The organism is Sphingobacterium sp. BIGb0116 (assembly GCF_024808035.1).
GTDB classification, from domain to species: Bacteria; Bacteroidota; Bacteroidia; order Sphingobacteriales; family Sphingobacteriaceae; genus Sphingobacterium; species Sphingobacterium paramultivorum.
The window spans coordinates 142046-162797 of sequence record NZ_JANUDT010000014.1 but is presented as its reverse complement, the minus strand read 5'-3'; the positions used below and the strand labels follow the sequence as shown (position 1 = coordinate 162797).

The window sequence follows — 20752 nt, the reverse complement described above, 5'->3', positions numbered from 1 at the left end:
ACACAATTTAACGGCTAGTTCGGCTACTTTTGTTTAAATTTGTTCTATGAAGTTGCTGGTTTCTATATTATTTGCTGTATTTGTACTTTTTTGTTCCTCTGCTTTACATGCTCAGGAAAGGAAAATTATCCAGTACTCTGGTATCGTTACAACGGTGGGGTCTGGGCTTCCTGTAGGTTATGCGACTGTCACTAATTTATCTTTCCGAAATGAAGCATTTGCTGCAAATAACGAGGGTTATTTCTCTTTTGTAGCGCATGTGGGCGATACAATTCGTTTTACTTCCGTCGGTTTTGATCCTTTAGTTGTCACTATTCCTGATGTTCCTGGTGATAAATATACCGCAAATATCGTTATGCAAAACCTGGTTACGGAACTTCCGATGGTAACACCTTATCCATGGGCGAGTATCGAAGAGTTCAATCTTGCATTTATGAATCTAGACGTTTCTGAAGATAACATCGTGCGAGTAAGAAGGTCCTTGTCTTATGAGTCCTTGTCGGCAATGGCAGCTGTAATACCACGTGACGGAAATGAAATGCGTTCAATTAACAATGCGCAGAGCTTTAATACGATGAATAATAAAGTCATCAACCAACGTTATGCTAACCCATTGTTAAATCCTTTTGCATGGGGCAGCTTAATCCAGCAGATTACAAAAGGTAGTCAGAGCCGAAAAAGCTCTAATTATTAATCAGTCGCCTTCAGTTTATTGAGTTCTCTGACACTTAGTTTAGCGGAGAAATAGGAAACTAGACCAGAGATACTGGTGACTGTCATGAACACCAAAATGTAGTCACTCCAATTACTTACCATAGGGTAGCTGTCAATAATTGTATTTGCTCCATCTTCTACACGAATGATTCCATAGGCTGACTGGATATAGTTGAATATGCCGCCTATCAATAGGCCCAATACACACCCAATAATGCCGATCATAAGGCCTTCATAAAAGAAGATACGTTGAATTAGATCATTCGCTCCACCGAGACCTTTCAGTATCGTCATATCCTTTTGTTTGTCTAGTACAAGCATGGTTAAGGAACCTACAATATTAAAGATTGCAATCACACTGATCAAGGTCAGTATAAAAAAGACAACCCAGCGTTCAACACGTACATTTTTATATAAGGTAGGGTTTTGTTTTTCCCTATTCTTTACAATGTAATCCGGTCCTATTTTCTTTTGTACTGCTTGCCCAAATGAATTAACATCTACACCATCTTTTAGATAAAACTCGATCGATGAAACGCGCTCATATTCTCCGAGAACCTCTTTAGCAAATGAAATTGGTGTAATAATCAAATTGTCAAAATCTTGTTGATAGCGCAATACCCCTCCGGGAGCTATGGATCGTATGTTGAATTCTTCGGCAGGATTGGAAGAATTCTTTACTCCTTTTCTCGGAGAATACACTTGAATTTGTTCAGCAGAGTTCTGCATAGGAATTGCCAGATTTGCCTGTACGCTTGCCCCTATAATTGCAAGGTTAGTCGAATCATGGGTAAGTTTGTACTGACCATCTACGAGGATACTGTCTCCGGCCTTTTTACTTAGCGATTGAGGTTCGACGCCTTTTATATTTGCAATAAATTGTCTATTTGAATATTGCAGCAATACTTTCTCTTGTAGAACCTCTGTGTAATGAATCACATTGGAATCCTTCCGTAATTCACTGAAGACAGCCTGTTTACTGTCAAAAAGTTTTCCTTTCTTGGGTTCAATCTTCAGTTCAGGAGCAAACTTACTGTACATAGATAGTATCAGCTGCTCCATTCCATTGAATGAAGACAACAAAATGATTAAAGCGGCACTACTTACCATTACGCCAATTACACTAATAGAAGAGATGATATTAATGGCATTAACTGATTTCTTAGAAAACAGATATCTTTTTGCAAATAGAAATGGCAGATTCATGACTTTTATCCTCGGATAAATGGATTAGAATTTTTTTCGAAGCCAATCGTTGTCGATGGCCCATGCCCAGGATAGACGATCGTGTCGTCGGGCAAGGTATAAAGTTTTGTTTTTATGCTATCCAAAAGCTGCTGGTGATTTCCCCCAGGAAGATCAGTACGGCCAATGCTATTGCGAAATAGGACATCTCCCCCGATCAAGAATTTTTGATTAGCTGAGTAAAAGCAGATATGTGCAGGGGAATGTCCAGGTGCAAGAATGACCTTTAGCTCATCCTTATCCAAATAAATGGTATCATCCTCATTTAGAAATGTTTCTCCGATTGGGGAGATGTCATATCGGATGCCCATTTGAGGAGCGTAGTTCTGAACCGCTACTAAAATGGGTACTTCACCTTCGTGGAACTGCGGGAGCAAGCCAAATTTCTCATGGACAAAACTGTTCCCCAAAACATGGTCAATATGGCAATGTGTATTTAATAGGAGTGTCGGCTTGAGATTATTGTTTGCGATGAAAGCTAATAGTTCTTGCTGATCTTGCTCGCCATACATCCCAGGATCAATGATAATGGCATTTCCTGACTCGTTATAGAGTAGATAAGTATTTTCCTGATATGGATTGAAAGTGAATGTTTTGATCGTAAGCATAGTGGTAAAATTACAGTTTTTATTGATTTCTTACTATTGAAAGCTCAACTATTCCAGATTTCCCAGTTTTTTTCTGCTTGTAGAACCAGCATTTCATATCCGTTTTTGATTCTGGCGCCTTTTTCTTTACTTTTTCGAAGAAATGCTGTTTCCTCTGGATTGTAAATGAGATCATAACAGAGGTGGTTCTCAGTTAGGAATTCGTAAGGGATTTTTGGATATTCTGCCGTATTGGGAAATGTGCCAACCGGTGAACAGTTGATAATCACTGTATGGTCAGCTAGGATAGCAGCATTAAGTTCATTATAAGTTAGCTGGTCTGCCTGTTTGGTTCTGCTTACTAAAGTATGCATTATTCCAAGTTGATTCAGGGCATAAATGACAGCCTTTGCAGCGCCTCCATTACCTAAAATTAAAGCCTTCTTATCCGCCAGGGGATTTAGTAGCGGCCTTAGTGATTCCTCGAAACCATAAGCGTCAGTATTGTAGCCTTTTAGATGCGTTGCGCCATCTGATGTATGACTGATTCGAATACAGTTTACAGCTTGTATTGTACGAGCTTCTTCCGAGAGCTCGTCCAAGTAATCCATAACCTCTATCTTGTAGGGAATGGTCACATTTACACCATAGAAATCTTTATTGGAAGCAATTGTTGTAAAATCGGCTATTTGAGCAAGTGGATATAAATCGTAATCCACATCGGTAATATGTTCTTGATGAAATTTTTCTAAATAATATTTTTTTGAAAAAGAATGCCCTAACGGGTATCCTATTAAGCCTAATTTTTTCATTTGAATTGCGGAAAGTACATTGTGGGGATAGGAATATATCTTCATTTTTAGTATCCGGTCATTGCGTGGCAACAACCGGATGTGGCGCCTATTGTATGTTAATCTTTCGGCTTTGTATATTTTTTTACAATTTCAGTAATGATCTGATTCCCTTGTAGCTGCGGGAGGTAATCAAAAAGAATATGATGCTTATCGGGATCAGTCGCTAAGCCAAGCTCCAAAAAGTTAAGCGCTTCGTTGTATTGTCCATTGGCAAATAGATAAGCAACCACACGATAGTACAGTTCTGCTGCATTTGGATTTTGTGTGATGGCATCGGATATTACATTAATAGCTTCTTCAATTTTACTTTGTTCAAATAGAATTGAGGAATAATCGAGCCACGCATCTATATCTGTTGGGTTCAAAGCTACTACCTTTTTATAGGCTTCTTCTGCAAGATCTATTTGTTGTAGTTTATATCGGGCATCGGCAATCGCAAACCAGTAATCGGGGTTTGTGTCCTCTAGTTCCAATGCTTTTTTATAAAAATGAAGTGATTCAAAATAGCGTTCTTCGAAATCTAAGGTAACCCCAATACCGAACCAAGCATCAGCAAGCTCCGCATCTAATTTGACTGCCTTTTTATAATAATTGCGGGCTTCTTCCATCTGCTCAAGTTTTTCATAACATTCGCCTATCGCACAATAGGTATCAGCACTTGGTTGTTCATATTCAAATGTTTGTTTGTAAACATCCAATGCTTCTTGATAGCGGTCTAGATTGACAAGAGCGTTACCCTTATTGAAATAAGCTGAAGAGAAGTCTTCCTTAATTAATATAGCATAGTCGTATGCGTCTAAAGCTTCCTCAAACTGGCTGATTTTATGGTAAGAGTTTCCTAAATTGTACCAAGCATAGTAGGAGTATGGGTCTGAATCAATGTACTTTTTATAAAAGGAGATACTTTCCTCTTGTCTATCCAATACATCATAACAGTAGGCCAATTCATAGAGTGCTTCCTGGTAATCCATGTTGAGCTCAAGTGCTTTCTTTAGATAAATTATTGCCTTGTCATAATTCATTTGCGCTTGAAAGATCATCGCAATATGGAAATAGACCTCATCTTTATTATCTAATAGCGGAAGTGCTTTGAAGAGCTGTTCCAAAGCATTATCAAACTGGCCGATACTGCCTAATATGCCACCACGGATCAAGAAAATATCCCCTTCTGAAGCCTCTAATAATTCCGCTTTATCCAACGCTGCAAGCGCATTCTGATATTGTTGAATCGTTGAAAACAGTTGTGCTTGTTTCAATAAAAAGGTAATATCAAAAGGGTGTTGGCTGATAGCAAATTCGGTAACCTGTAAGGCCTTTACAGGGTCATTTTTTTCAGCATAGTAATCAATAATTCCTTCAAAAGCTTTGGAGTCAAAAAAATACTGATCCTCGTTTCGAAGCATTTCCTCATATCTGTCCACCGAGATTTTTCTTTCCTCGGGGTTTTCAAATTCAAAATCCTCTTCCATTCTCAAAAGTTTAAAACCAGTATTCTGTTACTTAATTCAAAATACTAATTTCTTATCTAATTTGTTCGAACTAATTTTCCACAAATCGGATATCCTCCACAAAGTTAAGGATAAATACGGGTAAAATAAAAAAAGCCGGCTTTAAAGCCGGCTCTTATTATAATGTATAAGTTATATACGATTATTTTTTGATCTCAACACGACGGTTTTGAACGCGACCTTCCTCAGTAGCATTAGATGCAACTGGGTTTTTCTCTCCGTAACCTTTAGCTGTGATGCTTGATGAAGAAACACCAGCATTTACTAAATATTGTTTTACAGAGTTAGCACGGTCTTTAGATAAAGTCATGTTATAAGCATCAGAACCTTCTGCAGATGCATAACCATCTAATTGTACAGCTGAATTGTTATCACGTAACTCTTTAGCCAATTTGTCTAATGTAGAGTAAGATGAAGTTTTCAATACTGAGCTATCAAATTCGAATTGAATTGGAGCGTAGTAACCGTTAGAAGCTACAGTTTCAATAACTGGCTCTGGGAATTTGATTGGACATCCTGAACCATCTACTGGAGTACCAGCTGGAGTACCAGGACATTTGTCAAATTTATCAGATACACCGTCACCATCAGCATCAGCGCTTAATGTGTTAACAGTACCTTCTAAAGTGCTTACACGTTGTTTCAATGCTTCAACTTCGTTTCTCAATGAAGGATCTTTCAACTCATCGTACAATGTCGCAACCGGGTTAGCAAAAGTCAAGTTTTGTTTGTCTTTCGAACCTAAAGTGAATTCTAAACCAGCCATAACTGAAGAGAATTTACCTTTGTAAGAAGATTGACGAGCTGGACCGTAGATTTGATCATCCGTAAAGTTCATTGTGTAACCTAAGTTCAACGCAACAACTTCAGATAATTTGAATTTAGCACCAACACCTACAGGAACGAAAGCTGTCAATTTGTTGTCGCGATCGTTTTTGTCTTCGCGGTCACCAACGATACCTTCACCCCATTTACCTTTGTTGTCATAAACAACTGTTCCTGAGAAATCATTGTTTGCGTATTGAACAGGGTTGTAAGCCATAGCTCCCAAACCTACTTTAGCGTAGAAGTTAACCGAATTCTCTCTTCTTAAGAAATCGATTGTACCCAATTGGAATACACCGTTTAAGCTAGCAGCCCAGTTTACACTAGTTTCTACTGAACGAGCGCCTAATTTGTTTTCAATAGCACCACTAGGACCAGAAAGATCATGGTTGTAAGTTTTGATCTTACCACGGTTAGCTTCAACTTCTAAACCAAATAAGTGAGAGAATTGTTTACGTACTGTCAAACCATAGTACTCACCTACTTTATTTTGGAAGTAACCTACTTTTTGACCAAAAGCGTTACCACCACCGATTACGTTGTTCGGTGTAGTGATACCACCTTGAACTCCGATAGACCAAGTTCTGTATTGTGATCTACCACCGAATACTTGTTGAGCTTGTGCTGTACCAGCGAAACCTAAAGCGGCAACTAATGTAGCAGCAACAGCTGTTTTTTTAATTGTAGAATAGTTCATACTCTTGTTTTTAAGGTTATTATTAATTTTAATTGTTTTCAAACTTAATTATTGTATTAACACATGGAACAGTACAATTGCCGTGCCAAAGTCTTAAAATTATGTTAAAATTTTGTTTTTGCTATATTTTGTACTAAATTAAGTATTTAATGTGAAACAACAAAACAAAAATCCGGTACGAAAGTACCAAATTTTTGTTTTGTTTCAATAGGTTTAAGAAAAAAATTAAGTATTTTTTTTCTAAAGCAAATAATGTACGACCAATAACGACAATGCGCCCAACAAAGCTGAAACTGGAATTGTCAATATCCAAGCCCATAACAAGCTGATTGTTACCCCCCAACGTACTGCCGAGACACGTTTGACAACACCAACACCGATGATTGCACCTGTAATGGTATGCGTTGTTGAGGCTGGTATTCCAAAATGTTCTGTTATACCCAAGGTGACAGCTCCTGCAGATTCAGCACAAACACCTTCCAATGGTGTTACTTTTGTAATCTTGGTTCCCATCGTTTTGACAATTTTCCATCCACCGCTCATTGTTCCGGCAGCGATTGCTGCGTAACAAGTCAATGGAATCCACTCTGGCATGTGTTCAGTCGTTGGGACATAACCACCAGCTACCATAGCGACAAGGATAATTCCCATTACTTTCTGTGCATCATTACCTCCATGTGCAAAGCTCAAGGCCGCCGAAGAAACAAGTTGCAATATCTTGAACCATTTTTCGGCAACACTTGGACGGGAGTTTTTCGCCAGATTGATTACAATCAATGTGATGATAACAGATATCGTCATACCTATGATAGGCGCAAGTACGATAAATGCAATAATTTTTAAGGTAGCATCAATATTGATAGCGTGAATAGGATCTGCGCCAAGGATGAAAGCGTAAGCCATACCCGATCCTGCAAAACCTCCAATAAGTGTATGGGATGAACTTGATGGTACACCATAGTACCATGTAAATAAGTTCCAACCAATTGCTGCAAGTAACCCCGCAAAAATAACTTCTAAGGTAATATATTCTTCCAATACTGTTTTTGCAATGGTATTGGCTACTTTATGATCTGTAAAGTAGAAGTAAGCTGCAAAGTTGAATATCGCAGCCCATAAGACGGCCATTGCTGGCGTTAAAACTTTTGTTGATACAACTGTCGCAATAGAATTGGCAGCATCATGGAATCCATTGATGTAGTCAAAAGCAATCGCAAGGACAATCACAACAACGAGTAATGTTGACATCATAATCTCGTAGAATTTTTGTGTACTTAAATCGAATGATTATGCGTTTTTAACTAGGATGCTTTCTAATACGTTAGCAACATCCTCACATTTATCGGTTGCATCTTCCATTGCAGATAACACTTCTTTGTGTTTAATTAATGAAATTGCATCTTTTTCAAATTCAAAAAGGTCAGCTACAGCTTTATCAAAGATATAATCTGCTTTGTTTTCCACGCTATTGATGCGAACACATGAATCCGTAATATTCCGAATATTTTTCAAATCTCTAAGCTCATGAATAGCTTTTGATACATGTTCGGTAGCTTCAACCAGTAAGTCAGCAATTTCAATCATTGGCTCGGTGGCCTTTTCAACCTTGTAAAGGTCCATTCTATTGGCGGCACCGTGTATAAAATCTGCGACATCGTCCAATGAGCTTGCCAAAGAGTGTATATCTTCGCGGTCAAAAGGAGTGATAAAGTTCTTTCCCAGCTCTAAATGAATTTGATGCGTAATGTTGTCGCCTCTATGTTCCAAATCTTCCACTTTGCGTGTTAATTCCTTTTTCTTTTCAGGGTTGCTTGAGTTAACAATATCTTTTAACAACTTTGACATCTCGATCAAGTTGTTGCCGGCTTGTTCAAACAAAGGGAAGAATTTTTTATCCTTTGGAACGAAGTATTGAAAAATGCTATTTAAAGACATATCTTAAATTTATTTTTGCAAAAATAATACCTTAATGTTAAGTTAATGTTAACATTGATTTTGTTTAAACACAAAAGTGTCATCAATTGTTTAATTTCCCGACTGAACTTTTTGTAAAGTGAAGCCAAATGTTGTCCCAATGCCTTCTGTACTACGGACATTGACGTTTTGTTGATGTGCTTCGACAATATGCTTTACGATAGCCAATCCTAGTCCTGACCCTCCGATATCGCGTGATCGACTCTTATCAGTTCGGAAAAAGCGCTCGAATACACGGCTGAGATTTTTTTCTTCGATGCCATAGCCGTCGTCTGTAATCTCGATAAGAACCTGTTCAAACAGCGGAAAAATCTTAATTTTCGTTGTTCCACCCTCTTTTCCATATTTCAGGGAATTGTCAATCAGATTGTATAATACCTGATGGATTTTATTGCGGTCTGCTTTAACCCAATGTGGTGTACCCGCTTTTGGCTTGAATTCTATTTTGATATTGTGCTGTTTAGCTTTATCCTCAAGAGAGTATGTGGTGTCTTTAATAAGATCAACGATATCGAATTTCTCTATATTCAGAACCATTTTTCCAGATTCCAGTTTGGATATCTCATCAAGATCCTGAATCAGGTAGTTTAGCCGGTCCAGATTCCGGGCAGCCTTATCTAAGAAGTTCTTGGCCATTTCCATATCTTCTTCTATAAGGCCATCCTGCAGGGTTTCAATGTAACCTTGGGTAGCAAATAATGGCGTTTTGAATTCATGAGAAATGTTGGATAAAAATTCTCTACGGAATTTTTCTTGTGATTTTAACTGCTCTATCTCGTTTTTTTTATCTTTTGCCCATGCTTTGACTTCGTTTTCAGCATCCGTAATAGGATCCTCACTGACATGTTCTCCGATAGCATCTTTAAGATCCTTGCCGAGTTTAAGGTTATGAATTAATTTATACATCGTATTGAGTCTACGATATATATATTTTTCAAATAGGTAGTTAAATAGGAGGAAACTCGTTACCACAGCAACAAAGAAAATGATCAGCGCTGTCTGCAGGTCATGTTTATAATAAAAGCTGATCGTGGATATTGCAATGCCGACAGCTGCGGAGTTTGCGAATAGTAATTGTTTAAAATTCATTTGCAGAATAAAAAAGGCCCCTGATTTGGAGCCTAAGTTACTTATAATGATATTAATAAATTGTTAAAATTTTCCGATAATTGTCCTTGCTCCAGTAACCTTATCACCAATGTTAACATTGATTTCAGTTCCTAAAGGAAGAAACAAATCTACGCGGGAACCGAATTTGATAAAACCAAACTCATTGCCTTGCACGACTTCGTCTTTTTCTTTTACATACCATACAATGCGGCGCGCTAATGCTCCTGCAATCTGGCGGAAAAGAACCTCCCGTCCAGCCTTATCTTTGACAACGACTGTTGTTCTTTCGTTATCTGTAGATGATTTAGGGTGCCAAGCCACTAGAAACTTGCCGGGATGGTATTTAAAGAACGTGACTAAACCACTGATTGGGTTTCTGTTGACATGCACATTGACAGGAGACATAAATATAGACACCTGTATCCGCTTATCATGGAAATACTCATTTTCCTCAGTTTCTTCGATAACAACAACTTTTCCATCCGCTGGACAAAGAATCACGCCATCCTGCGGGTTAACCACTTTTTTGGGACTTCTGAAAAACTGAACAACTGTAATGAATAGGAATGCTGAGAGCACATAAATAAGCCATTTAGCATATTGCGGAGCGTCATAATAATCCGCAACGGCATTGATAATGAAGATAAAAAGTACAGCGATCGCTAATGTGGTATATCCTTCTTTATGAAATTTCATATCTATTTATTTCTGCAAAGATAATTATTTACTCGAATTGTCTATTTGTCTTTCGATTTTAATTGAATGGGTATAGATTTTTCCGTCATTACCCTGTGTGATTCCGCCAGATACTCTGATAAGGTCGTCTTGAGGCTGATTGTCTTTATATGTAGGGAAATAGAAGTCAATACTTCTCGCAATACGGCTCAAAATGCCATCGAAAGGCTCGTCGCCGGAATCTGATATTAACTTAAGGCTCTTTAGATTAGCCATTCCGGTTTTCTTTACTTCCACTAAATAAGAAAAGTTAACCTGTTTGGTGATGTCTAGCCCGGTTTTATTGAGATTGTCGTTAAAACGTTTGGTTAGGAATGCATAAAAATTGGAATAATCATCAAAGCTGCACGACTTACCGTTAAATAGTTCCGCTCGTATAAAATAGTCATAAGGGAGGATACTTAGCGACATGAAATCCTCATTATTTAGGTCTCCATTGTCGTCATAGGTCGTTGTGAGTACACCATTTGCAAAGCGTTGGGTCATGGCGTAAACTGCTTGCTGACCTACATTGTAGAAATATGTATTCCAGTTTCCCTGCGGTCTACCGTTTTTCACCTTTCCTTTGCGTAGATAGAAATCAAAACCAAATTCAGTAAAGCCTTCAAAAGGAATAGAAAATTCATAGTTGCCTTCGCCGTCTATCACCTCCTGTTTGCCTCTGTTGTCCCAGTAATCTTTGATAAAATAGCCTTGCTCATTATATGTAATGGTTAATAAGGGTTTTCCATCGGGATAGTAATATTTCCAATCACCAGTCGGATTGTTGCTTTGAAAATTTACTTCCCATTTTAGCACTCCATTCGGATGGAAGGCTTTAAATAAGCCTTCTTTTTTACCATCTTTATAGGAACCAACGAGTATTCTCGATCCATTTGGCGCAAAATCGCGAAACTCTCCATCAAAAACTTGCTTTGCAAAATCAAATTTGCTCACACGTTCGATCGTTTTAAACTCACACTCTTTTGAAACTAAATAATAATATTTGTCAAAATAAAAGCGAATCAATCCCTGGTCTAATTTTTCATAGAATACAGGTTTGTCATCTTGTGCATGTAGCTTTGTGAAGCTACAGACACACAATAATAATAAGATATGGATGAGTTTTCTAATCATAACTTTAATGTGCTTCTAGCCAATTTTTGCCTTCTCCAATTTCTACGATCAAAGGAACACTTGTTTTTATAGCATTGGACATTTTATCCAAAATGATTTTTTTGAATACCTCGATCTCGTCTTTAGGTACGTCAAAAACCAATTCATCATGCACCTGCATGATCATTTTGCCAGATAAACCTCGCTGCTCAATTTCCTTTTGAATGGCGATCATAGCAAGTTTGATTAAATCTGCTGCTGATCCTTGGATCGGAGCATTAATAGCGTTTCTTTCTGCGAATCCGCGGACAGTCATGTTTGCGGAATTGATATCTCTCAGATAACGTCTTCGTTTTAAAATTGTTTCAACGTAACCATTCTCTTTTGCAAACTCGATGGCATCACTCATGTATTTCTTTATCCCTGTATATTGGTTGAAATATTCATTGATGATATCGGATGCTTCTTTACGTGATATGCCAAGATTTTGAGAAAGGCCAAACGCCGACTGACCATATATAATGCCGAAGTTAACTGCTTTCGCGTTGCGGCGTTGTTCAGAAGTAACAGCATCAAAATCCACATTGTATACTTTCGCGGCTGTTGCTCGGTGGATATCATGACCTTGGCTAAATGCTTCCATCATATTTTGATCTTTACTTAGCTCTGCAATTAGGCGAAGTTCAATCTGCGAATAATCGGCTGAGAGGATCACATTGTCTTCAGATCTTGGGATAAAGGCTTTTCTAACTTCTCTTCCCCGTTCGGTACGGATCGGGATATTCTGCAAGTTCGGATTAGTTGAGCTCAGACGGCCTGTTGCGGCAACCGCTTGATTGTAGGACGTATGAATTAGCCCTGTTTCGGGGTTTATTAACTCAGGTAGCGCATCAACATAGGTTGATTTGAGTTTTTGCATTTGCCTAAAGTTTAAAATATCTTGGACAATATCTGATTTATGGGCCAAAGCTAATAACACATCTTCACCTGTTTTATACTGTCCCGTTTTTGTTTTTTTCGCTTTAGGATCCAGTTGCAGTTTATCGAATAAGACTTCTCCCAATTGTTTAGGGGATGCAATATTGAAATTTACGCCCGCTTTCTCAAAGATGGATTCCTCGAAATTTTTAATGTCCTGCTCCAGTGTTTTTGAAAACTCTCCAAGTGCCGGAACATCTATTTTTACACCGTTTCGTTCAATTTCAGCGAGTATATATACCAATGGGAATTCCACATCCTGAGCGAGCTGCATGGTGTTGGTCTCGACAAGAAGAGGTTGAAATATATTTTTTAGCTGTAGGGTAATGTCTGCATCTTCAGCAGCATATTCTTTTATTTTTTCGACTTCAACGTCACGCATATTCCCTTGCTTCTTTCCCTTTTCACCGATAAGTTCGGTGATTGATACCGGGCTGTAATTTAGGTAATTTTCTGCGAGCACATCCATTCCGTGACGGGTATCTGGATCAATTAGATAATGTGCGAGCATGGTGTCAAAAAGGGGCCCCTGTACTTTTACACCATAACGTGCCAATAACAAAATATCGTATTTGATGTTTTGTCCTATTTTCTCGATGTTTGGGTCTTCTAAAGCTGTCTTAAAAATATCGACTATAGCCTGAGCACTCTCACGATCGGCAGGTGTTGGAACATAATATGCTTTTGCGTTTTCAAAAGAAAATGATAATCCCACGATGTCGGCAAGGTTTGCATCCAATCCCGTTGTTTCTGTGTCAAAACAAAAACTATCCAAAGAAGCAAGCTGTTGAGCGAGCGCTATTTGTTTTTCCGTTGTATCAACCAAAACATAGTCATGTGCTGTATTATGTATGTTATTTATGGCAGCATTTTCGACGCTAATTTCAGTAACAATTTCGGTCGTGGTAATTGTCGTTGTTGTTGTCGAAAATAGATCCATTTGTCCATTTGTAGGGCTGCTCTTGTCAAGGACAGAGAAATCTTCGCCGAAAACTCGTTTTCCAAGTGTTCGGAATTCTAATTCAGCAAATAGTGGTTCAAGGATTTCTTTGTTTGGATCTTCCAGTTCTAGCGATTTTTCATCGAGTTCAATTGGTACATCCAATAAAATAGTGGCTAATTTTTTGGAAATGAGCCCTTGCTCTGCAAAATTCTCTACGTTTTCGCGCATTTTTCCTTTGAGTTGGTCCGCGTTAGCGATAATGCCTTCGACAGATCCGTATTCCTGAACAAGTTTTTTCGCTGTTTTCTCTCCAATACCAGGTATACCAGGGATATTGTCTACGGCATCACCCCAAAGACCGAGAATATCGATGACCTGGCAAACATCAGAAACTTCCCATTTTTCAAGAATCTCTTTGACACCTTGTACTTCTGCTCCATTACCCATGCGGGCAGGTTTGTAGATAAAGATATTTTCAGACACAAGTTGCCCAAAATCTTTATCGGGTGTCATGCAATAGATTTGAAAGTCTTGTTTCTCGGCCTTTTTTGCAAGTGTTCCGATAATATCATCGGCTTCGTATCCATCCATCGTGATAATTGGGATATTGAAGCCCTCGATTAAGCGATTTATATAGGGGATAGAGGCGGCAAGGTCCTCAGGCATTTTCTCACGATGTGCTTTATAAGCTTCAAATTCAATATGTCGAGCGGTAGGTGCCGCTGTGTCGAACACTACTGCTATGTGGGAAGGTTGCTGATTTTTCAATACATCCAATAGGGTATTGGTAAATCCCATGATTGCTCCTGTATTTAACCCTGTTGAGGTAATTCGAGGAGTTTTGCTCAAAGCAAAATAAGCTCTATATATGAGAGCCATTCCGTCTAGAAGAAATAGTTTTTTCACAAAATTGAATTTTAGTCTCCTTACAAAGGTAAGAAATTCATCAAAGGGTAAGTTTAATAAATTTTTCCGATTTTTGTACTATGACACATTTAATGCAACAGGATTTATGAGAGGACTGGTAACTAAATCGACAGGTAGTTGGTATCAAGTTTTGGGTGAAGATGAAAAAAGATACGATTGTCGTATCAAAGGAAAGTTTCGTACCAAAGGAATAAAAACGACTAATCCTGTTGCTGTGGGTGATTGGGTACATTTTGATGTGGAACCTGATCAGGAAAGTGCGGTCATTCACGAACTCGAACCTCGTCGAAATTATATCATTCGAAAATCCGTCAATCTGTCCAAGCAAACTCAAATTATCGGAGCAAACCTGGATCAGGCTTTTTTAGTGGTGACACTTGCCTCGCCACCAACTTCTTTAGGTTTTATCGATCGCTTTCTAGTAACAACAGAGGCGTACGGAATTCCTGCCGTAATTATTTTCAATAAATTGGATCTTTTTAGTGATGAAGGATTGGAGATATTGGCAGACTATAAAGCTATTTATGAACATATTGGTTACCCCTGTTTCGAGGTTTCTGCGTTAACCGGTACAAATATCGACGTTGTCAAGCAACTGCTTAAAGATAAAATAACCTTGGTATCAGGCCATTCTGGGGTTGGTAAATCAACATTAATCAATGCAATCGTTCCTGAATACGGGTTGAAAACTGGTGAAATCTCCGATTGGTCCGACAAAGGAAAGCATACAACTACTTTTGCTGAAATGTTCGATCTTCCTTTTGGAGGTAAGCTAATTGATACGCCTGGTATTCGTGAGTTGGGAATTGTCGATATAGAAAAACAGGAGCTATCTCATTTTTTTCCAGAAATGCGCGCGTTGATGAATCAATGTCGATTTCATAATTGCCGGCATATCAATGAACCCGGTTGTGTCATTATGGAGGCTGTGGAAGAAGGTTCTATTGAGAGTTCGCGCTACGATAGCTACCTCAGTATATATCATAATGAGGATAGTAGATCTTAATCTATATAAATCTTAATCTTTATAAAAAAATAGCGCCTTCTTACATCAGGAAGGCGCTATTTTTTTGTAAAGCGAGGAAGGAAGAAGCCCTTAATGTATCGCTTGTGTCAAGTTTAAAAAGTCGCGAAGATAGGTACATTCTTTCGAAGCGATGGTAAAGAATGGTGTATCTTTATATTGCGTGCTCAATTCTTTGAAATACTTATTCTGCATTGAGAAACGGTAAAAAGGATTTTTCAAGGGTGAATCATAATACTGCCAACGCGATTCATTGGTATAAACAAAATCTTTTTGTTCACATTTGGCAAGCATAAAGGTACATTTCGCTTTGAACTCTTTGTCTGTGCTCAGCGTACGCGCTTTGCTGTACCATTCTTTTGCTGATTTTGTCTGTAGATAATTTCGTTGCCAGTGAAGTGTCGAAGCTGCGTGGTTGTCTGTGGACGACCAGTCATAGGACACCAGGGACCAAGCATTTCCATAGGTGCTTGTCTGATAGATACCTGTGGCCATTTGGAAATAATACTCGGCTTTTTTCTGGTTGTTCTTTTCCGTTTTTATAGCATTTTCCAAGCGTGCCATGCGTTCAGCATATTTTAGCTTAGTGGTGGACTCTTTACCATATTTTTTTGGGTAATCATTTATAGTAACAATAAATGGATTCGGTGTAATATCGCTTTCATCCGCATCGTACCAGTTTTTAATTTCTTTTATTTTATGGTCTTTAGGAAGTCCCGCTAAAGTTTTTGCTGCTTTTTGGAAATCCAGTTCGCGCAGGTAGGTTGTACCCAGTAATTCTGTGAGATAATCTTTGTTGAAATGTTTGATATCCTTCAATAAGAATTTAGATAGGGTATTCTGTTGGGAATTGTCCGACAGTAAATTTCTTATTTTTAACAGCGTTTTAGGTGTAAGGCTATTTTCCCAGAAGTGCATTGTTGTCCACTGCATATTATCTTCCAGTGAGTCTTTCACAAAGCCATAGTTGTAAAAGGCATCCGCCTTTACAGCAGCTAAACTAGCCATAGCGGTATCTTGTGTACTTAAGTAGTGTTTTACGACAAGATTTTGTAGAATATTCCGGCAGATTAAACTATAGTTGCTATATTCAAAAGCACTATATCCCCAATTTTGTTTGCGGATATCTTCTTTACCATCAAGTTTTGCTTTTTCTTCTAACCAAGATAGCGTTTTGGTCAATTGAACTTCATCTAGTTGCTTACTGCTTTGCCAGTCAGTTAATTGCGTGAGCAATCGGGTAATTTGAAGCTGATCAATTAATTTTGGACTGAGGTCAGTCTCTTTTATTTCGGAAAGGTATTCTTTTGCTAACGTATTTTCCTTATTCATCCAGCTTAGGTAGGCAGCAGTAATAAGGCCTAATTGGGGTTGAATATATTTTTTGTCGCGATAAAGTTTTAGGGCAAAATTGCGGAGAGAATCCAGATGTAGTTTAACCTTTCCTTTATCGTCATTTTTACTGTAGTAATTATAATTATCGCTACTGAGGTAAAAAGACTCGTTCATTTCTGTTTCTATCTTATTGACTTCGCGTCCCAATAGTACGGCATTTACGGTATTGGCCGGATCGAACTGATAGCAGTCGATCAGATATTTCAGGGCATAGTCACTTGTGCCAAAGCCTATTATAGCATTGATATTGAATCGATCTGCATCATTTTTTGCATATTGAAATATCTCGGCATCGCTGGCTGTGATATAATGGAAATTAGCATACGCTAGGATGCGCCTTTCTGGACTGGCAGTGAATAATTTGGAAAAGAGATAAGCTGCCTTTGCTGCATCGCCATTTTTGCGTACAGCGCCAGCGTAGTTGGATAGTGCCCAATTGAGGATGGCTTCATCTCCCTTAGCCGGTTGCAGGTACTTTTCATAGATTGTCATGCTCTTGGCGTATTCCTGTCCAAATAGATATAAGCGGGCGGCTTGATAAGCATAACGGATATAGAGAAAGCTATTTTTGGGGTACTTCGTGATCTGCTGTTCGGCGAGCTCAGCAAATTGAGTAATTTCTTTGAAATTTCGGGTATCCGGATCCCAATAGTTATGTTGAATATTCGTGATAGGTTCCTGCTTTTTGGTGAACATAAAATAAGCACGTTCAGCTTCATGTTTTCCGTCAATCAACGTGCTTAGGAACGTATTTCCCCTAATGGAATCGGGAAGGTTTGTCCAAGCCGACTTTTGTTGATTGCTTGCTAAATTAGCAGTTGCATCGTTGCTATTGTACATCAATTGTTCGATATCCTTAACCTTGACCTGTGAACCTAAGTGTTTAGCCCAGGTTTCGGCATTGATTAAACTTTCTTTGACTGGAGCTTCTTCCGTATAAAGAAATTGGTATGGGATAAATTGAAAGGCAGAAAATCCATTGTCCTCCAGATTGGGGAGATAATATGTCGTTTGATTGTCGTAAGGATCCATTTCAGGACCACAGGCGATATTGGTTGCGATCTCCCCAAAGAAGAAAGCTAATGTCGTGCTAGAAAGCAGCAATAATTTTTTGTAATTCGGCATTGCCATGGTTTGCTAGTGTAGCTTGATCTAAATGATAAAAAATAATCCGGTGTTCTTTTCCTTTCAGCTCTCCCTTCAAAAATTTTGCCGTTTGTAAGAGTTCCTCCTGATTTATGGATTCAAAACGTATAACATCTCCCTTTTTAAGGTTTGCTTTTGGGAGATCTTTCGTTAAAATATAGAGGTTCGTATTGGGATTATGGGTAAACAATGACGAGTCTTTGAGATCTTCTTCATTGATATGTTTTGAAATACCGATGTAATTATTATTTCTGAAAACGACAAACCACTGAAATAGCGGTAATGCAATATCCATTTCCATGGGATAGTTGCGTAATGTTCCGCTTAGATAGGTCTTGAGGTCCTGTTGATTTAAAATGGAGTTCTGATTGCCAAATTGTCTGAGATTTCCCATGTTGTAACACATTAACATTGCTTTTTTCACAGGTGGAATTCCACTGGTGACTGTGTTTTTGACCTGGTGTAGCCGCAGAGTAGAGCTTACGACAACATCTTTTAAGGCTGGCAATTGTTGTAAATAGGTGAGCAGGTAGAAAAATTTATCACGGGATGTCTTTGTCCAATCGCAGTCCAGTTGAAGTTCGGTAAATTTTTCCTTTCCTGCTTGTTGTATTTTAGCCGTCACAAACGGAACAATTTTATTTGCCAGTCCTCTGATCTGCAGGCTATCCATTTCTACAAAAATACGTTGGTTGACAAATACTACAGGAATCAACTGCTGTTCTTTGGGGACAGGTTGCGAAAACGTAATGGGGCTAATAGGGACGGCTTGTACACCAGATGGATCGAAATCAATATCCATGATGCGGACATAGATAGATTTCGCGTCAATTTCCTTTAAAGAGCGGCTTTCTACGGTGTCTAACTGAAATACTGTCTTCCAAAAATAGAAGCCTGTTTCATGCTTTGTTTTGGTGCAGGAACTTAAAAAAAGTAGAGAGAGCGGTACAAGAAATAAAAATAGTTGTGTTTTACGCAGCATATTCACTTTATTTAGTCGTTATTCAAACAAAATGGGCTTAATTTTGTTTGTTATTCAATAAAATAAAGACGAAATTACAAAGAGATTGTGACTTTATGAAGCCTATTTTCAAATGGATCCTTGGTATTGTAGCGTTTATCCTATTGGCATTGGCTGGAGGTATTTGGTATTTTAGCAATAAGTGGAAGCCTCTTTTAGATACTAAAATCAAACAGCTGGTGTCTCAAGCAACGGACAATTTGTATACTATTAAATACGACGATATCCACGTCAACCTATTATTAGGGAATATAACAATAGATAATCTGCATCTCGTGTCAGATAGTTCCATCTATAAAAAGTTGGAGCTGGTCAAGAAAGCACCAGATAACCGCTTCGAAATTTCCATCAATAGGTTGAAAATAAAAAGCTTTGGTATTCGGAGGGTATTGATGGATAAGGAACTTTTTCTGAATGATATCACCGTCGAAAGACCAACGATTCATGTCATTAATGAGGTACACCGTTATAATGATACGGTGAGTCGGGGACCTAAAAAACCACTGTATGAGAAAATAAAGGACAATCTGAAAAAAATTCAGGTGCGGGCTGTCAATTTGAATGACATTGATTTTAAATATACGCAAGTCCAAAAAGGAGTTTATCAAGATTTCGAGGTCAAGAAGGTCAAAGTCCGGATAGATGATGTTTTGATCGATTCGACTTCTGAGCACGACAGACAGCGCTTCTATCATACGAAAATGATTGATATTGAGGTGCCCGGTTTTACCTATAAAACTCCGGATGGGTTTTATAAAGTAAACTTCGATCAGTTGAAAATCAATAGTAAAAACCGCAATGTCCTGTTGACTAAAGTTGCTTATCAGCCGACGCTGAATAAGGCGGCTTATTACCGGAAGAAAGGAGAGGGTGGAAGCTATATGGTGCTGAAAATGGACACACTTCTTTTGACGGGATTCAATTTTGCCGAGCTTTCCCGGGATAAGAAAATATACGCACAAAATGCACGCTTAAAAAATGGTTCACTTTCGATTTACAGTGATAAGCATTATAAAAGCCCTCCAACCAGTCAGATTGGAAATGCTCCGCATATGAAATTAATGCAAATGTCGACACGCCTGGGAATTGATTCATTGATTTTAGATAATATTGGAATTGCGTATTCTGAAATGAGTGATGAGTATAGTCAAATCGGAACCATTACTTTTGATCACACTTATGGGACAATATTAAATGTGACAAATGATTCGACAAAATTGCTTAAGCAGAAGCTAATGCGTGCAAATTTGAGTAGCAATTTTATGAATGCTGGTAAGCTTTCTACCAACTTTGTGTTTGATATGACCTCTAAAGTTGGAGCCTACACCTATAAGGGCACACTTGGGAAAATGGATCTAACAGTCGTTAATAAAATGATTCGTCCATTGTTAAATGTTGAGGTAAAATCGGGCAATCTCAGTCAGATTACATTTGACATTTGGGCTAACGATTACCGTAGTAAAGGAACCTTTAAAATGGATTATGACGACCTCAAAGTTAATATCCTGTCAGAGGCAGGTGATGATGGTCGTCGAGAAAAGAAAGGGCTGCTGTCTTTTATGATTAATCAGGTTTTGTTTAATCCGGGCAATCCGGATTTATACGGTAAATATACGGTGGGGCATATTAACAAGCGTCGGGATCCCAATCATCCGTTTTTTAAAGCGATGTGGCAGACTTTGTTGGTTGGAATCAAACAATGTGTCGGTCTTGGTCCAGAACGGGAGGCTAAACTGATGAATACGGCTGGAAAAGTTGAAAAAGTCGTTGGGGGAATCAGCAAAGCCAAGAAAATGATTTCAAGTATATTTAAGAAACACAAAACTCCTGAGGAGTTGCTGAAGGAAGAAAAGGAAGATGAGGCCAAAGAGGCGGCAAAGATTGAAGAGAAGCGGAAGCGTGACCGTGAAAAAGCTGAAAAGGAACTCGAGAAAGAAGGAACGGGAAATTGAGGGTCCGTTTCACGTGGAAAGG

General features: G+C 38.5%; 16 protein-coding genes. 3 read left to right on the top strand and 13 right to left on the bottom strand.

Annotated elements, in window-relative coordinates; genetic code table 11:
• Positions 1-46 precede the first annotated feature (46 nt).
• Positions 47-694: a carboxypeptidase regulatory-like domain-containing protein gene (locus tag M2419_RS26875; protein WP_153844533.1), complete on the top strand. Its 648-nt coding sequence runs from the start codon at positions 47-49 to the stop codon at positions 692-694.
• Here the strand turns inward: M2419_RS26875 and M2419_RS26870 are convergent.
• From M2419_RS26870 to polA, 11 genes are all read right to left on the bottom strand, one after another.
• On the bottom strand, positions 691-1920 hold the full coding sequence (locus M2419_RS26870) for an FtsX-like permease family protein (protein WP_153844532.1): 1230 nt from the start codon (positions 1918-1920) through the stop codon (positions 691-693). The two genes, M2419_RS26875 and M2419_RS26870, sit on opposite strands and share 4 nt — an antisense overlap.
• Before the next feature lie 5 nt (positions 1921-1925).
• Positions 1926-2567, bottom strand: a complete 642-nt coding sequence (locus tag M2419_RS26865) for an MBL fold metallo-hydrolase (protein ID WP_153844531.1) — start codon at positions 2565-2567, stop codon at positions 1926-1928.
• Positions 2568-2611: 44 nt separating this feature from the next.
• A complete protein-coding gene (locus M2419_RS26860) occupies positions 2612-3358 on the bottom strand; it encodes a shikimate dehydrogenase (protein ID WP_153844565.1) in 747 nt (248 codons plus the stop codon).
• A 98-nt stretch (positions 3359-3456) separates the two neighbouring features.
• Complete coding sequence (locus tag M2419_RS26855; RefSeq protein ID WP_153844530.1) at positions 3457-4869, bottom strand: tetratricopeptide repeat protein; 1413 nt, start codon at positions 4867-4869, stop codon at positions 3457-3459.
• A gap of 181 nt (positions 4870-5050) precedes the next feature.
• Complete coding sequence (locus tag M2419_RS26850) at positions 5051-6430, bottom strand: OmpA family protein (RefSeq protein ID WP_153844529.1); 1380 nt, start codon at positions 6428-6430, stop codon at positions 5051-5053.
• A 240-nt stretch (positions 6431-6670) separates the two neighbouring features.
• A complete protein-coding gene (locus M2419_RS26845; protein ID WP_046671636.1) occupies positions 6671-7681 on the bottom strand; it encodes an inorganic phosphate transporter in 1011 nt (336 codons plus the stop codon).
• 36 nt (positions 7682-7717) lie between these two features.
• Positions 7718-8365 carry a DUF47 domain-containing protein gene (locus M2419_RS26840; protein WP_046671637.1) on the bottom strand — a complete coding sequence of 216 codons (648 nt, stop codon included), beginning with the start codon at positions 8363-8365 and terminating at the stop codon, positions 7718-7720.
• Between the two features lie 90 nt (positions 8366-8455).
• On the bottom strand, positions 8456-9493 hold the full coding sequence (locus M2419_RS26835; protein ID WP_153844528.1) for a cell wall metabolism sensor histidine kinase WalK: 1038 nt from the start codon (positions 9491-9493) through the stop codon (positions 8456-8458).
• Between the two features lie 63 nt (positions 9494-9556).
• Positions 9557-10210 carry a phosphatidylserine decarboxylase family protein gene (locus M2419_RS26830; protein ID WP_159727582.1) on the bottom strand — a complete coding sequence of 218 codons (654 nt, stop codon included), beginning with the start codon at positions 10208-10210 and terminating at the stop codon, positions 9557-9559.
• A gap of 24 nt (positions 10211-10234) precedes the next feature.
• Entirely contained in the window at positions 10235-11365 is a 1131-nt protein-coding gene (locus M2419_RS26825) for a toxin-antitoxin system YwqK family antitoxin (RefSeq protein ID WP_159727580.1), read from the bottom strand.
• Positions 11366-11369: 4 nt separating this feature from the next.
• Positions 11370-14171, bottom strand: a complete 2802-nt coding sequence (gene polA / locus M2419_RS26820) for a DNA polymerase I (protein ID WP_259256285.1) — start codon at positions 14169-14171, stop codon at positions 11370-11372.
• Between the two features lie 106 nt (positions 14172-14277).
• On the opposite strand from polA, the gene rsgA reads away from it, so the two are divergent.
• Positions 14278-15198 (top strand): ribosome small subunit-dependent GTPase A, encoded by a 921-nt coding sequence (gene rsgA / locus M2419_RS26815; protein ID WP_153844524.1) that lies wholly within the window; start codon positions 14278-14280, stop codon positions 15196-15198.
• A 90-nt stretch (positions 15199-15288) separates the two neighbouring features.
• Here the strand turns inward: rsgA and M2419_RS26810 are convergent, their stop codons facing one another.
• Positions 15289-17742, bottom strand: coding sequence for a hypothetical protein (locus M2419_RS26810; protein ID WP_182330595.1), 2454 nt, complete (start codon positions 17740-17742; stop codon positions 15289-15291).
• Positions 17702-18739: a hypothetical protein gene (locus tag M2419_RS26805; RefSeq protein WP_153844522.1), complete on the bottom strand. Its 1038-nt coding sequence runs from the start codon at positions 18737-18739 to the stop codon at positions 17702-17704. The genes M2419_RS26810 and M2419_RS26805 overlap by 41 nt, the downstream gene beginning before the upstream one ends.
• 95 nt (positions 18740-18834) lie before the next feature.
• Here M2419_RS26805 and M2419_RS26800 point away from each other — a divergent pair, with 95 nt between their 5' ends.
• Complete coding sequence (locus M2419_RS26800; RefSeq protein WP_182330597.1) at positions 18835-20730, top strand: hypothetical protein; 1896 nt, start codon at positions 18835-18837, stop codon at positions 20728-20730.
• The last annotated feature ends 22 nt before the right edge of the window (positions 20731-20752 follow it).

What these genes read in the sequence shown, in the direction of transcription:
- M2419_RS26830 (WP_159727582.1), bottom strand. Translation starts at nt 10,210, where the DNA reads ATGAAATTTCATAAAGAAGGATATACCACATTAGCGATCGCTGTACTT.
- M2419_RS26860 (WP_153844565.1), bottom strand. Translation starts at nt 3,358, where the DNA reads ATGAAAAAATTAGGCTTAATAGGATACCCGTTAGGGCATTCTTTTTCA.
- M2419_RS26875 (WP_153844533.1), top strand. Translation starts at nt 47, where the DNA reads ATGAAGTTGCTGGTTTCTATATTATTTGCTGTATTTGTACTTTTTTGT.
- M2419_RS26845 (WP_046671636.1), bottom strand. Translation starts at nt 7,681, where the DNA reads ATGATGTCAACATTACTCGTTGTTGTGATTGTCCTTGCGATTGCTTTT.
- rsgA (WP_153844524.1), top strand. Translation starts at nt 14,278, where the DNA reads ATGAGAGGACTGGTAACTAAATCGACAGGTAGTTGGTATCAAGTTTTG.
- M2419_RS26835 (WP_153844528.1), bottom strand. Translation starts at nt 9,493, where the DNA reads ATGAATTTTAAACAATTACTATTCGCAAACTCCGCAGCTGTCGGCATT.
- M2419_RS26840 (WP_046671637.1), bottom strand. Translation starts at nt 8,365, where the DNA reads ATGTCTTTAAATAGCATTTTTCAATACTTCGTTCCAAAGGATAAAAAA.
- M2419_RS26825 (WP_159727580.1), bottom strand. Translation starts at nt 11,365, where the DNA reads ATGATTAGAAAACTCATCCATATCTTATTATTATTGTGTGTCTGTAGC.
- M2419_RS26800 (WP_182330597.1), top strand. Translation starts at nt 18,835, where the DNA reads ATGAAGCCTATTTTCAAATGGATCCTTGGTATTGTAGCGTTTATCCTA.
- M2419_RS26865 (WP_153844531.1), bottom strand. Translation starts at nt 2,567, where the DNA reads ATGCTTACGATCAAAACATTCACTTTCAATCCATATCAGGAAAATACT.
- M2419_RS26870 (WP_153844532.1), bottom strand. Translation starts at nt 1,920, where the DNA reads ATGAATCTGCCATTTCTATTTGCAAAAAGATATCTGTTTTCTAAGAAA.
- M2419_RS26810 (WP_182330595.1), bottom strand. Translation starts at nt 17,742, where the DNA reads ATGGCAATGCCGAATTACAAAAAATTATTGCTGCTTTCTAGCACGACA.
- M2419_RS26855 (WP_153844530.1), bottom strand. Translation starts at nt 4,869, where the DNA reads ATGGAAGAGGATTTTGAATTTGAAAACCCCGAGGAAAGAAAAATCTCG.
- M2419_RS26850 (WP_153844529.1), bottom strand. Translation starts at nt 6,430, where the DNA reads ATGAACTATTCTACAATTAAAAAAACAGCTGTTGCTGCTACATTAGTT.
- M2419_RS26805 (WP_153844522.1), bottom strand. Translation starts at nt 18,739, where the DNA reads ATGCTGCGTAAAACACAACTATTTTTATTTCTTGTACCGCTCTCTCTA.